The sequence below is a fragment of the Maridesulfovibrio sp. genome, assembly GCF_965230075.1.
GTDB lineage: Bacteria > Desulfobacterota > Desulfovibrionia > Desulfovibrionales > Desulfovibrionaceae > Maridesulfovibrio.
In genome coordinates this window covers 919,385-931,595 of the sequence record NZ_OZ245945.1, presented here as the reverse complement: position 1 = coordinate 931,595, position 12,211 = coordinate 919,385, and the positions used below count along the sequence as shown (strand labels likewise).

At 49.5% G+C, this 12,211-nt stretch carries 11 protein-coding genes; 3 read left to right on the top strand and 8 right to left on the bottom strand.

Annotation, left to right across the window (positions count from 1 at the left end):
- The 7 genes from ACO05Z_RS04100 to ACO05Z_RS04070 form a co-directional block, all read right to left on the bottom strand.
- Nucleotides 1-2,115, bottom strand: a complete 2,115-nt coding sequence (locus ACO05Z_RS04100) for an FAD-dependent oxidoreductase (protein WP_421900784.1) — start codon at nucleotides 2,113-2,115, stop codon at nucleotides 1-3.
- 27 nt (nucleotides 2,116-2,142) lie between these two features.
- Entirely contained in the window at nucleotides 2,143-2,718 is a 576-nt protein-coding gene (locus ACO05Z_RS04095) for an electron transport complex protein RnfA (RefSeq protein WP_421900782.1), read from the bottom strand.
- Between the two features lie 14 nt (nucleotides 2,719-2,732).
- A complete protein-coding gene (gene rsxE / locus ACO05Z_RS04090) occupies nucleotides 2,733-3,419 on the bottom strand; it encodes an electron transport complex subunit RsxE (RefSeq protein ID WP_421900780.1) in 687 nt (228 codons plus the stop codon).
- A gap of 9 nt (nucleotides 3,420-3,428) precedes the next feature.
- Nucleotides 3,429-3,998: an RnfABCDGE type electron transport complex subunit G gene (gene rnfG, locus ACO05Z_RS04085; protein WP_421900778.1), complete on the bottom strand. Its 570-nt coding sequence runs from the start codon at nucleotides 3,996-3,998 to the stop codon at nucleotides 3,429-3,431.
- 3 nt (nucleotides 3,999-4,001) lie between these two features.
- Entirely contained in the window at nucleotides 4,002-4,973 is a 972-nt protein-coding gene (locus ACO05Z_RS04080) for an RnfABCDGE type electron transport complex subunit D (protein WP_421900776.1), read from the bottom strand.
- Between the two features lie 151 nt (nucleotides 4,974-5,124).
- On the bottom strand, nucleotides 5,125-6,273 hold the full coding sequence (locus ACO05Z_RS04075) for a 4Fe-4S dicluster domain-containing protein (protein WP_421900774.1): 1,149 nt from the start codon (nucleotides 6,271-6,273) through the stop codon (nucleotides 5,125-5,127).
- Between the two features lie 5 nt (nucleotides 6,274-6,278).
- Nucleotides 6,279-6,755, bottom strand: a complete 477-nt coding sequence (locus tag ACO05Z_RS04070) for a cytochrome c3 family protein (protein ID WP_421900772.1) — start codon at nucleotides 6,753-6,755, stop codon at nucleotides 6,279-6,281.
- A gap of 75 nt (nucleotides 6,756-6,830) precedes the next feature.
- On the opposite strand from ACO05Z_RS04070, the gene ACO05Z_RS04065 reads away from it, so the two are divergent.
- The 3 genes from ACO05Z_RS04065 (at nucleotide 6,831) to ACO05Z_RS04055 (ending at nucleotide 10,193) form a co-directional block, all read left to right on the top strand.
- A complete protein-coding gene (locus ACO05Z_RS04065; protein ID WP_421900766.1) occupies nucleotides 6,831-7,106 on the top strand; it encodes a hypothetical protein in 276 nt (91 codons plus the stop codon).
- Nucleotides 7,107-7,607: 501 nt separating this feature from the next.
- Complete coding sequence (locus ACO05Z_RS04060; protein ID WP_421900760.1) at nucleotides 7,608-7,955, top strand: antibiotic biosynthesis monooxygenase family protein; 348 nt, start codon at nucleotides 7,608-7,610, stop codon at nucleotides 7,953-7,955.
- 210 nt (nucleotides 7,956-8,165) lie between these two features.
- The gene (locus tag ACO05Z_RS04055; RefSeq protein WP_421900758.1) at nucleotides 8,166-10,193 is read left to right on the top strand and encodes a methyl-accepting chemotaxis protein; all 2,028 of its coding nucleotides are present in this window, start codon (nucleotides 8,166-8,168) and stop codon (nucleotides 10,191-10,193) included.
- Between the two features lie 54 nt (nucleotides 10,194-10,247).
- Here ACO05Z_RS04055 and ACO05Z_RS04050 read toward each other — a convergent pair whose 3' ends face one another.
- A complete protein-coding gene (locus ACO05Z_RS04050) occupies nucleotides 10,248-12,137 on the bottom strand; it encodes a diguanylate cyclase (RefSeq protein ID WP_421904161.1) in 1,890 nt (629 codons plus the stop codon).
- Between the last annotated feature and the right edge of the window lie 74 nt (nucleotides 12,138-12,211).

Genomic DNA, 12,211 nt, shown 5'->3' with positions numbered 1-12,211 from the left:
CTACTCCTTGCCCAGCTCGCTGAACTTCTGCACGTCGGAATCCTGTGCGTATTCAGCACCGGCTTCGGCATCGTAGCAGGTCAGGCCGCAACGCAGGCAACGGCTGCCTTCCTTGCGGGCTGCTTCATACACGATGGAGCCTTTAACTTCTTCCTTGAATGTGGACTTGCGTTCTTCAACAGTAATCTCGGGAACGTTAATTCTCGGGATGGTGTAGGTAACGTCCATATTCTTGAGGATGGATTCAGGGATAACGCGCAGCTGCGGGTTTTTAGGCTCGGGAATAACACCTTCGGTAACGAAGTGGTGGATTCCACGGGCAGCCATACGCCCGTCAGCAACAGCCTGAATGATGATGGAGCGACCGGTATGCAGTTCACCACCCACGAATACGTTGGGCATGGAGGTCTGCATGGAGGTCTTGTCGCAATCGATACCGCCGGTCTTCTTATTGATCTTGAAGGGAATGTTACCTTCAGCATCCATGAACGGGGTCATGTCAGGAACACGGTCGGTAGCGACAATAACCAGATCGGCATCAATGGTCTGCTCAGTGCCTTCAACAGGCAGAGGTTCGCCAAGGGCCTTCTTGGGGTCCTTGTACTGAACTTCAATATATTCAACACCGCTGATCTTACCGTTTTCAGCGAGGAAACGGGTAGGCTTGGTCAGGAACAGCAGTTCGCTTCCCAGCTCAGTAGCGCGTTTAACTTCGTTCTTGTTGGCGGACATCTTACGCTGGATGCAACCGACCAGAGAGGTAACATTGCAGTCGAGGCGTGCAGCACTGCGCACAACGTCCATAGCGGTGTTGGTGTCACCGATAACCACAACCTTCTTGCCTTTAAGGTCAGTGATGGACTTGCCAACTTCCTCGAGGAAAGTGACTGCATCCATAACACCTTCAGTCTTTGCGTTCTCAAGCTCAAGAGCAGGAACTTTCCAGGCACCGGTTGCAATGAACACTGCCTCAAAACCGTCACGCTCGAGGGTTTCGAAAGTGATGTCCTTACCGAACTCAACGCCATTCTGAACTTCCACGCCAAGGTCAAGGATGGTCTGAACTTCCCAATCTACAACCTTGGAAGGCAGACGGTATTCGGGGATAACACCCTTCATCATACCACCGGTCTGCTCGCGCTTTTCAAAGATCACAGGCTCGTGACCGATGCGGCGCAGGAAGTAGGCTGCGGAAAGACCTGCGGGACCGGCACCGATGATCGCAATCTTGTGACCGGACGGGGGGTTGCAGTTCAGGTTTACACGGGCACCGGAATTCATTTCCCAATCAGCCACGAAACGGTGCAGGGTGTGGATGGCCACACCGTCATCAGCAATGTTACGACGGCAGATGGTTTCGCAAGGTGCGGGGCAGAGACGGCCCACAGCCAGCGGCAGCGGGTTGCGTTCCTTCATGGTCAGCAGAGCGCCGCGCATGTCGCCGTTTTTCATCTGGTTGATATAAGTACGAACGTCTATCTGGGCTGGGCATTTCTGCATGCAGGGAGCCAGACAATCGTCGATTTTGTTGAGATGGAGCAGGTCCATGGTCATACCAGACACGCGGATAGCTCCGGTGGGGCAGACTTCTGCGCATTTACCACAGGAAACGCAGGCGTTCATGTCTACAACAGGCACGCCCTCTTCGTTGAGGCGGATAGCATCGAAGTCACAAACCTTTACGCAGGACCCGAGACCGAGACAGCCCAGACCGCAGGATTTTTCACCACCGTAAAGCAGTGCTTCAGCGCGGCAGTCTTCAACGCCTTCGTAATCGAAGAGCAGGTTCGCACGGGAACCACCGGTGCAGATGTTGTTGGCGACCTTGGGTTCCTTGAAAGTAGCTTCGAGGCCCATGATACCCGCGATGTTCTCGGCAATCTCAGGACCGCCGGCAACGCAGATTTCGGGAGCGGCTTCACCTTTAACGATTGCCGCAGCAGCAGCTGAACAACCGGGGTATCCGCAGCCACCGCAGTTCGCGCCGGGAAAGCATCCTTCAACTTCGGCAATGCGGGGATCTTCCTCAACATGCAGGACCTTGGATGCGGCAGCTAGAACAGCTGCTGCAGTAAGTCCGAGCAGGAATAGGACCAGTATAGAAGAAGTAACCATAACTAAATATTCTCCTTACTTAACCTGTTAGGCAACCATGCCCTTAAAGGCGAAAAAGATCATGGACATGATTCCGGCGGTGATCAGGGCGATAGGTACGCCTCTGAAAACATGGGGAACCGGAGCAACGTCAAGACGCTCACGAATGGATGAAATGATAACCAGCGCGATGAGGAAACCGATACCGGAAGCCAGACCGTAGGCCATGGACTTGATAAAAGAGTACCCGTTACGCTGAACCATGATCGCCACACCGAGCACTGCGCAGTTGGTGGTGATCAGGGGCAGGAAGAGGCCTAGAGACTTGTACAGGGGCGGGATGACCTTTTTGAGGAACATCTCAACAAACTGTACCAGTGATGCGATGACCAGAATGAAGACGATGGTCTGCAGATACTCAAGTCCGTTAGGAATAAGTACATACTGGTGCAGGGGCCAGGTGATGGCAGTTGCCATCAGAGTAACAAATATTACCGCTCCACCCATTCCGAGGGCAACATCGGAGGACTTGGAGGTGCCCATAAAGGGGCATGCGCCAAGGTACTGAACCAGTACGATGTTGTTGATGAAAATGGCGGAGATAAAAAGCAGAAAGTATTCCATTTTAACGCTCTCCCCTATTTATCCTTAAGATCTTGAATACCGCCGCAGGCACCGCAGTGCGCGCAACCGGAGTTCATTACATCAGGTACAGTCTCGCCCTTCTTGCGGCTCTGGTACCTGTTGAAGGCGTTCATGCCGGCGAGGATTACACCGAGGCCGACAAAAGCACCGGGAGCCATGATCATAAATTCAGCAGGCTTGAAGCTTTCCCACATGACCGGGACGCCGAAAACGGTTCCCGCACCGATTACTTCACGGACAGCGCCGAGGAAGGTCAGGGAGGCAGCAAAACCGATTCCCATACCCAGAGCATCAGCGATGGAGAGCACGATCCCGTTCTTGGAAGCAAATGCTTCAGCTCGACCGAGAATCAGGCAGTTAACAACAATAAGCGGAACAAAGATGCCCAGCTTCTGGTAAAGCGGATATGCATAAGCCTGCATGAGCAGCTCAACCGTAACAACAAGTGATGCGGTAATAACGATAAAGCAGGCGATACGTACTTTAGAAGGGATGATCTTCCTGATGCTGGAAATGATCAGGTTGGACATGGTCAATACGAAGATGACCGCCATTCCCATGCCGAGGCCGTTCTCTGCAGAGGAGGTAACAGCCAGTACGGGACAAAGTCCCAACAGAACCCTGAACGGAGGAAGCTCGTCCCAGAGTCCTTTTACGAATTCTTTTACTAAACGGCTCATGGTGTCTCCTTAAGAGTTCTTCCAGATGTTGGTGATCTCAGGCTTGATGGACTGATAAACCTCAATGGCCTTACGGACTGCGTCTACAGTACCCACAGAGGAGTAAGTCGCACCGGCGATTGAATCGATATCGCCGCCCTTGGCAGAAACCTGCATGGAATCGAGGCCGTGGCCTTTAAACTTATCAGTAAAGGACGGTTTCATGATCTTGTCACCGAGGCCGGGAGTTTCAGTCTGGGTGGTGATGCCGATGCCGAGCAGTTCGTCATTGGCAACATCAAATCCGACCATAACGCCGATGTCGCCGGAATAACCGGGAGCAAAGGCTTCAAGGGCGATACCGACCAGCTTGCCGTCCTTCATGGCCGGGAAGACAGTCACGTCTTTTATTTTCACACGTTCCTTAATAGGATCGTTGTCACGATTCTCAAGTACGGAGAGCAATGCGGGACCCTGAACATAAGTCAGAACCTGCTGCTCGATCTGGGATTTGGTGGCCTGCTTCAGGTTGACCAGCACCGCACCGGAAGTGGCACAGATGATGGAGAGGACCACGAGCATATGAAGTATTTCGCGCATGACTTACTTGCCTCCGAAAGGTTTGGGACGCACGCGGTCCAGCAGGGGGGTAAGCAGGTTTGCCACCATAATGGCAAAGGGCACGCCGTCGGGGTAGATGCCGTACACACGGATAATGATGACCATGGTACCGGCAATGAGTCCGAAAAGAACCTGCGGAATGACACCCACGGGGCTGGAAGCAACATCAGGAGCGAGGAAGAAGGCTCCGAATATCACTGACCCGGTCAGCAGGTGGAACAGCGGGTTGGCGTAAACTTCAGGATCAATCATCCAGAAGATGGAAGCGGTAACAGTCACACCCACGAGGAAAGCCGCAGGAATGAACACGCGCACCCAGCCGGTAGCGATAAGGAAGATACCTCCAGCCAGCACTGCGATGATCTGGGAAGCACCGAGTCCGCCGAGCTGCTTGCCGAGGAAGAGATCGGTGTAGTTGAACTGCTCGAGAGTATCGAGGCCGAAGAACTTGAGCTGGTCCAGAGGAGCGTTGATCATGAAATGGGCGAGGTTTGCGTCAATATCCATGGCAGCAGGCCAGGAAAGACGACAGAAAGCCCAAGCCACGAGGGGCGCACAGATGGGGTTGGAACCGAATCCGCCGAAAACGGTACGGCCCAGCACAATAGTCAGTGCACCGCCGCAGGCTACCATCCACCACGGAGCGCCCGCAGGCAACAGGAAGGCAAAAAGGAGACCTTCATAAAGTGCGGTGTAGTTATCTACATTTATATCCCGTTCCTGCACCTTGAGCATAAAAGCCTCAGTGAGAACGGCAGCGGTTCCGGCGATACCCACAGTCGCGAGAGCGGGCAGGCCGAACATATTGAAAGCCATGAGTATTGCGGGAACCAGAGCCAGAAGATGATACTGCATCATCTTCTCCACGGTACGCTTGCTGCGCCAGTGGGGAGCAGGCGAAACCGTAAGTCTGACCGCAATGTCGGACATTGCTTTAATTACTGGAGGAGTCATATTTTAACCCTTGAAACTTGTATGTTTAACCGCAATCCGGCTGAACCTTGTATGATTATTCAATCAATATTCAGAATCTGATGATCCCGTGATTCATTGTACTACCGGAGGCGAAATCAAATCATTTTAGCGCGAAGCGCAACAACCACAACTACGAAGTCTTTTCTGCCTGACCGCTTACCAGAAGCTGATCCTTGGCAAAGCGGATGTACTGCAGGATAGGACGTCTGACCGTACAGTTGAAGGAGCAGAGACCGCACTCGAAACAACTGTGCAGGTTATGCTTTTCAGCCATTTCAAACATCTCGTACTCAGCGTAACGACTGAGCATGTTCGGCTGGATTCTGGCCGGACAGCTGAGCACACATTCGCCGCAGTTGATGCAGGTTGCGTCTTCAATTGAAGGGAAAGTCCCGGAAGGAATTACGAACAGGCCGTAATCGCCCTTCTTCACACCTTCATCAAGGCTGTAGACAGCTTCGCCGCGGAAAGGACCGTCGAGAACAACCTTGTCGCCGGACTTCACATCAATACCCAGCTCATTGCAGATATGACTTACGGGAGTTCCGAAAAGCACCCGGTAATTTTTCTCACCGATGGTCATGATGGTATCGGTAATGGGCATACCGGTTTCGTAGACCCGGCCGAGGTTGTAGAGATCCATGACGCTGATCACTTTGGTGTCATCAGGAAATTCTTTTCCAGTGACTTTCTTGACCACAAGGGCGTCGAGAGAGTTGGGGTACTTGGGCTTAACAAAGACACGCTCTGTTCCGGCAAGCTCATAAGAAGCACCTGCGGCAACAGCCAGATAGGTATGCACCGGGGTGATCAGGGCTTCTGCAAGGCGCAGACCAGCTTCAATGGTCTTCCTTTCATCTTTAAGCAGCTGCTCTGCAACAGAGATACCCGGTTCGGGATTAAGACCGTTGATGACCAGCTTATCTGCATGGGAAGAAAGAGCGGCAATATTCAGGCCGAGTTCCTGCAGGGTACGCAGCAGCTCTTTGCCCGGTCCCATGGACTTAACATCAATAGGCTCAACACTTTCTTCACCACCGTCAGCCTTGATGGTCAGGTGGTGGTAGTTAACTTTGGTTGCCTTACCGGAAAGAGCCGCACTACAGGCAGCACCATACTTGGAAGGACGCTCGGCGAGCAGTTCACCAGCAGCGAGCTTCTTGCCTTTCTTGATCTTCAGAATCTTGTTGCGCATGGAAATGTTGAGTTCCGCAGGCGCAGTGATGTCGGAAATTGTCTTCTGGACATCAGATTCAAGGGAGTAATGTATTCTAAGCATGAGACCTACCTCGCATGGCAATCGTAACAGGAGTCTTCACCGTAGGGGCCTCCGTCACTCTCGTGACAGTCCATACACTGGGCGTGAAAAGCTTCAGCGCGCAGGGGGATGCTCTCGGTATCGGGCTTGTCCTCTTCAGCGAGGGGACTGGTGGGAACATCATCGTGACAGCGCAGACACGCTTCTTCACTGGGAAAATTCTTCTGATGTTCAGCCCTGAATTTGGCATCGAAAGCAACCGGATGACAGCTTCCGCAAGAAATCGGTCTTTCCTGACCGATATCATCGTGGTGACAGTCGGAACATTCGTAGCCATACTCATCCGCATGAACGAAATGAGTAAAAATCACCCTGCCGCCACTGTTGTCCATCACAACACGGGCCGGGTTTTCCTGCACTGCCGGCGGAAAAAGAAACCCGGCAATTGCCGCAACGGACAAGACAGCAACAATTAAAGTTATTGGGATATATCTGTTCTTCAACGGATCAATCCTTAATTTAGAAAGATTCAAGATTAAGGCACTAAGGCCGGAAACTACCGATTAGAAGCAAACCCTATGCATCAATTTGCAGTTTCATCCTCCGGTAAATCTTTAAAAAGTGTATGGAACCCTCACCCCACAGCCTTTAAGAAAGATTCGTCCATCCCTGCGGTTCTTCTTTCCGTAACCTTTTGGGAAAAGCACGAAGTGAAAGAAGAACCGCAAAGACGGTTAGTGATTGGTCAATCATTCAGTATTGATTTCGGAGTAACCCTTTCCAAAAAATACCGTTTCGGTCAAGTATGGAATACCCTCTTAACCAAAGACCAGAGCCAAAAAACAATTGTCTGAAACCATCAGCATTTGCTCGGCAAGTGCCGGAGACAATTGAGTATTCGTTCAGCTCACTGGAGTAAGCAAGTACTATACCACGAATTTATAAATCCATGTCTGGATAATTATTTTAAGCGCTCAACATTCTGGAATATTTAAACTTAACTAAGCCTTAAAAATCTTGTGAAAAAAATATTATAATTTCTTTTCTGTTCAAATTCGAACCATTTTGTGCTTTTTTGCACAATATCTGAAAAACAAGAGTCTGAAATTTAGGACACAGCAAGTCAACGAGCTGAAAACATTTAATTTAACGATGTAAACCCTTTCTAAAATAGGGTCTTTTTTTCAAGACTTATCAGTATTTGAAAGATAACCCATTGATTTTTTCTTTTATAATTTCAAATGCATAATTATTTTTGATACGAATTCCGAAAAACGCTTGTCTGAAAATCCGGAACCGTACTAGAAAGCCCAATTTTGAACCATAAACGAACAGCTTTGTTAAGGAGTGAACATATGTATGCGGTAATATTTGAAGTTTACCCAACGGATGAGGGAAAAGCCGAGTATCTTGAAATTGCGGCAAAAGTGAAATCTTTCCTTAAACGCCGCGAAGGCTTTATTTCTATCGATAGATTTCAAAGCCTTACGGATGAGGGCAAAATATTGAGCCTTTCATTCTGGGAGGATGAACTTGCAATTGAAAAATGGAGAAACCTGCTTGAACATCGCGAAGCTCAAGCATCAGGTAAGAACAAATTATTTAATTCATACAGGATAAGAGTCGCAAAGATAACACGAGACTATACTCATAATAAAAGACAACAAGCCCCGAAAGACTCAACTCAACACTTTTCTTCCTGATTCAGGATGACCTGTTACATCCGTATCATGTGCCAAAGTACGCCTACATTTTATAATTGCATCTATTATCAAATTTACTACAATTATTTATATTTGAAATAATTATGTCACTATTGTGCATAATTCGAAATTGGAGAAAGGCCCAAAGCATCTCTGGGGAGGGAATGCTTTCGGCTGATGGGAAGAGCAATTTATAATCAAAAGGGTGTCATGACTTTTTCAATTCGAAACAAAATCGTGTTGATGGCAGTGGTGATTGCTTTACTGACCGCCACATCAATTTTCCTGACAGTTAACCACTACGTTGCGGAAGGATTCTCCGAAGAATCAATCCGCAACATTTCCACAATGAAAAAAGTTGTCGATCGCCATATCGACAGCTTATCCAAAGGATTTCGCGAAAAAGCGGAATTAATGGCCCGGGACATAGACCTCATCAATTCCATCAGGCAGGGTAATTCAGATACATTGCACCAGCGGCTCCGCGACCTGATGGTGGAAACTGAATCCGAATTCCTGACCTTGACCGATGCAAGCGGCATGGTCCTCGGACGGGCGCACGCCAGCAGCCTTGGTGACAATGTCCAGGGACAGGGAACTGTAAGCAAAGCATTGCGCGGGACAGCCACATCTGGAATCATCAAGGGCAAGGAAATCCCCTTTTCCTTACGTGCAACAGCCCCCATCAGAGACAATGGCGAGATAATCGGTACTATTTCCCTTGGAACGTCCCTCTCAGACAAAGTTTTTGTTGATGATGTAAAAAAATTCTCAGACCTCGAAGTCACCGTATTTAACGGTGACACCCGGGAAATGACCACAATCATTAAAAATGGACGCCGGGCTGTCGGCACCAAAATGACCAACCCGGAAGTTACCGCCACCGTCATTGACCGGGGTGAAACATTCCTCGCCCGCAACAATATTCTGGGCATTGACTACCAGACAGCTTACTGGCCCATCAAAAGTGTCGATGGTAGAAACATCGGTATGTGGTTTATCGGAATGCCCATTGAAACCATGGTCACGGCCCAGAACAATGTAAAAACATCTTCCCTGCTGGTAATTGCCGTAATCCTGCCGCTCATAATGCTTGCCGCATGGCTTTACGCTAGAACAATGGCCAGCCCCATTGTAGAAGCAACCAGATATGCCACCCGTGTTGCCGAAGGTGACCTTGACCATGTGCTTGAAATCAAGACCCGCGATGAAGTCGGAATTCTGGCTAAAGACCTGAACGCCATGGTTGTCACCCTCAAGGAAAAAATCAGCGAAGCACAGGAAGAGACACAGCTCGCAGCTGAGGCAACCGAAAAAGCCCAGCAGGCCATGCACGAGGCAGAAGAAGCTCGCAAAGAAGCTGAGAATGCCAAACGCGAAGGCATGCATCAGGCCGCACGTGAACTGGAGGACGTTATCGCCGTAATTTCAACTGCTTCTGAAGAACTTTCCGCCCAGATTGAACAGTCTGCCACCGGATCTGACATGCAAAGCCAGAGAACCGCAGAAACAGCCACAGCCATGGAGCAGATGAATGCTTCCGTGCTTGAGGTTGCCCGCAATTCCGGCGAAGCTTCAACAACCGCCGGTGATGCCAGCACAACCGCCACAAGCGGAGCTGACGTGGTTAAGGAAATGGTCGAAGGCATCGGCATTGTACAGAATTATTCCGAGGCCCTCGAAAAAGAAATGGAAGAGCTTGGAGAAAGCGCTGGTCAAATCGGGCAGATTATCGATGTGATCTCTGACATTGCCGACCAGACAAACCTGCTGGCTCTCAACGCAGCCATTGAAGCAGCCCGAGCCGGGGAAGCCGGACGTGGTTTTGCAGTAGTTGCTGACGAAGTCCGCAAGCTGGCCGAAAAAACCATGACCGCAACGAATGAGGTCGAGGCTGCCATCTCGGAAATCCAGCGCGGAACCAAAGAAAGCATCAGTCAGTGTGCTTATACTGTTAAAGAAATCGGTACTGTTTCAGAAATGGCCGGGGATGCCGGAAACTCTCTCAGTGAAATCCTCTCACTTACCGATACGGTTTCCGAACAAATTCAAGGGATCGCCGCTGCATGCGAAGAACAGTCCGCCACCTCTGAACAAATCAACCGGGCTGTTGATGAAATCAACAATATCTCAACTGAGACAAACAGTGCCATGCGCCAGTCTTCCGAGGCTATTTCGGATCTTGCCGCTCAGGCACACCAACTCAAGTCTATTATCGACGACATGAAATCCGCATAAAAGAAAGGCCGGTGCGCTCTCACGCACCGGCCTTTTAAATTATCAGACAGCTCATCAATCTTCATGCATACAGTATGAAACGACCTGATTCCTGCCTTGTTCCTTAGCTTGATATAAACATTTATCTGCATGTTTCAGGGCTGCTTCAACATCCTCGTTAGCGCAAACCATGGTCAGACCGATACTTATCGTAAATTTTACAATATGTTCTCCGGAACGGACCTCCAGATCTTCAATAGCCTTACGCAATCTCTCAGCCACCTGAATTGCCGACTCCACACTACCGTGAACCAGTAGGGCTGCGAACTCTTCCCCGCCAAGTCGTCCGAACACATCAGAGGTGCGCAAAGTGGCAGTGCAACATTTGACCAATTCTTTTAGAACCACATCACCCACGCTGTGTCCGTAAGTATCGTTAACGTTCTTGAAGTGATCAATATCCAGCATCATAAGATACAGCTCACCACCATACCGAGTCAGACGATCCAGCTCGGTTTCTGCACGGTGCATGAAATGACGCCTGTTGTGTGCTCCGGTCAGATAGTCCGTACTGGCTAAACGCTTGACCTCTTCAAGCATTTCTTTCTGCTCAGTAATATCGTGAGCAGTAATACTGACCAACCTGCCCTCACCGACAACCGAATCAACAGGGTGATAAGTAACAGAAAAGTAGCGTTTTCCCTTGAGCGGCAGGGTTATCCACGCTTCAAAACCTGTCGTCTGCCCCGCAAACGCAGAATCAATTAAGGTCTTGGATCGAGTATCAAAGACTTCTCTTCCTGTGATTTCATATACAGGCTTCCCAAGAAAAAAAACTTTGGGCTTATCGAAAAACTCCACATATGCCTCGTTGACCATGACATAGCGGTAGTCTGGGTCAATGAGAGAAACCATATCCGGGCTGACCTCAACCAGCCTTTCAAACTGGCGCAACCTCTTCTCGGCCAATCGGCGCTGCCCAACCTCTTTGGCCATTTCCTTGTTCACAACCCGTAGGTCAGTAAGGGCGTTACTCAGTTCCTGAGTCCGCTCTTCCACCTTACATTCCATTTCTGCATATGCCTGCCTCAAAGCCTCATCCGCCTGCTTGCGGCGAACAATATTCCACATGCCGTCCATAAGCAGGCTCAGTTGGCGCACGTCTTCATCATCGTACTCATCTTCCTTGTTTCCAACACCGACGAGAAGCACTATCTTGCCATCATCAAAAAGCGGAACATTCATGTGCCTGTTGATAGGAACATGTCCTGCGGGAAGCCCCTTCTTTGCCACACACGCACCGTAATCATTGAGAATCATTGGACGGCGCTGCCTGATTGCATCCCCCCAGACTCCGACATCATTCACATGGTATACATCGGGAATTGATTCCACAGAGCACTGCGGCATCACGCTTCGCGACCAGGCATACAACCTAAGCTCCGATTCATCTTCATTAACGAAATAAATGTAACCGATTTTACTTCTGGTTATCCTTACTGCAGCTTCTAAAGCGAAATCATATATCTGACTAAAATCAGCGTCAGCCATACCGGACAGCGAGGCCAGAGTTTCGAACCTTATCTCATTCAACTGTGCTTTCTTGCTTTCTGAAATATCCCTGACAATAGAAACAAGAACCCTCAGCCCTCCCACATCCATCACGGACACACTGATGCTGGCAAAAAAAGAATTGCCGTCCCGATCCAAGACCTCTGCCTCGAAATCCTGAACAGCTTTGCCAGTGGAAAGCAGATCAATTAACCGCTCCCGATCCTCAGAGTGCTTGTAGCTTTCATTTACGTTGAGGGGGATTGAACTTGTATCTACATAACCAAACAGTTCCGCAGCACGGGAATTACCGCCCAAGACACTGCCATCAACATCTGTAATAACAATGGCGTCAGGGGAATCTTCTATAAATGTCTTGCACAGACTGTTATTGGCAAATAACTCCTGAAACATTTCACTCAAATAAAACAACATCCCCCCCTCAAAAAAATATTAGATACTGATGCTTAAATACATCATAGTGTTAA

Excerpts from the sequence above, each read along its gene's own strand:
- ACO05Z_RS04100 (WP_421900784.1), bottom strand. The coding sequence starts at position 2,115 with ATGGTTACTTCTTCTATACTGGTCCTATTCCTGCTCGGACTTACTGCA.
- ACO05Z_RS04095 (WP_421900782.1), bottom strand. The coding sequence starts at position 2,718 with ATGGAATACTTTCTGCTTTTTATCTCCGCCATTTTCATCAACAACATC.
- rsxE (WP_421900780.1), bottom strand. The coding sequence starts at position 3,419 with ATGAGCCGTTTAGTAAAAGAATTCGTAAAAGGACTCTGGGACGAGCTT.
- rnfG (WP_421900778.1), bottom strand. The coding sequence starts at position 3,998 with ATGCGCGAAATACTTCATATGCTCGTGGTCCTCTCCATCATCTGTGCC.
- ACO05Z_RS04080 (WP_421900776.1), bottom strand. The coding sequence starts at position 4,973 with ATGACTCCTCCAGTAATTAAAGCAATGTCCGACATTGCGGTCAGACTT.
- ACO05Z_RS04075 (WP_421900774.1), bottom strand. The coding sequence starts at position 6,273 with ATGCTTAGAATACATTACTCCCTTGAATCTGATGTCCAGAAGACAATT.
- ACO05Z_RS04065 (WP_421900766.1), top strand. The coding sequence starts at position 6,831 with ATGCATCAATTTGCAGTTTCATCCTCCGGTAAATCTTTAAAAAGTGTA.
- ACO05Z_RS04060 (WP_421900760.1), top strand. The coding sequence starts at position 7,608 with ATGTATGCGGTAATATTTGAAGTTTACCCAACGGATGAGGGAAAAGCC.
- ACO05Z_RS04055 (WP_421900758.1), top strand. The coding sequence starts at position 8,166 with ATGACTTTTTCAATTCGAAACAAAATCGTGTTGATGGCAGTGGTGATT.
- ACO05Z_RS04050 (WP_421904161.1), bottom strand. The coding sequence starts at position 12,137 with ATGTTTCAGGAGTTATTTGCCAATAACAGTCTGTGCAAGACATTTATA.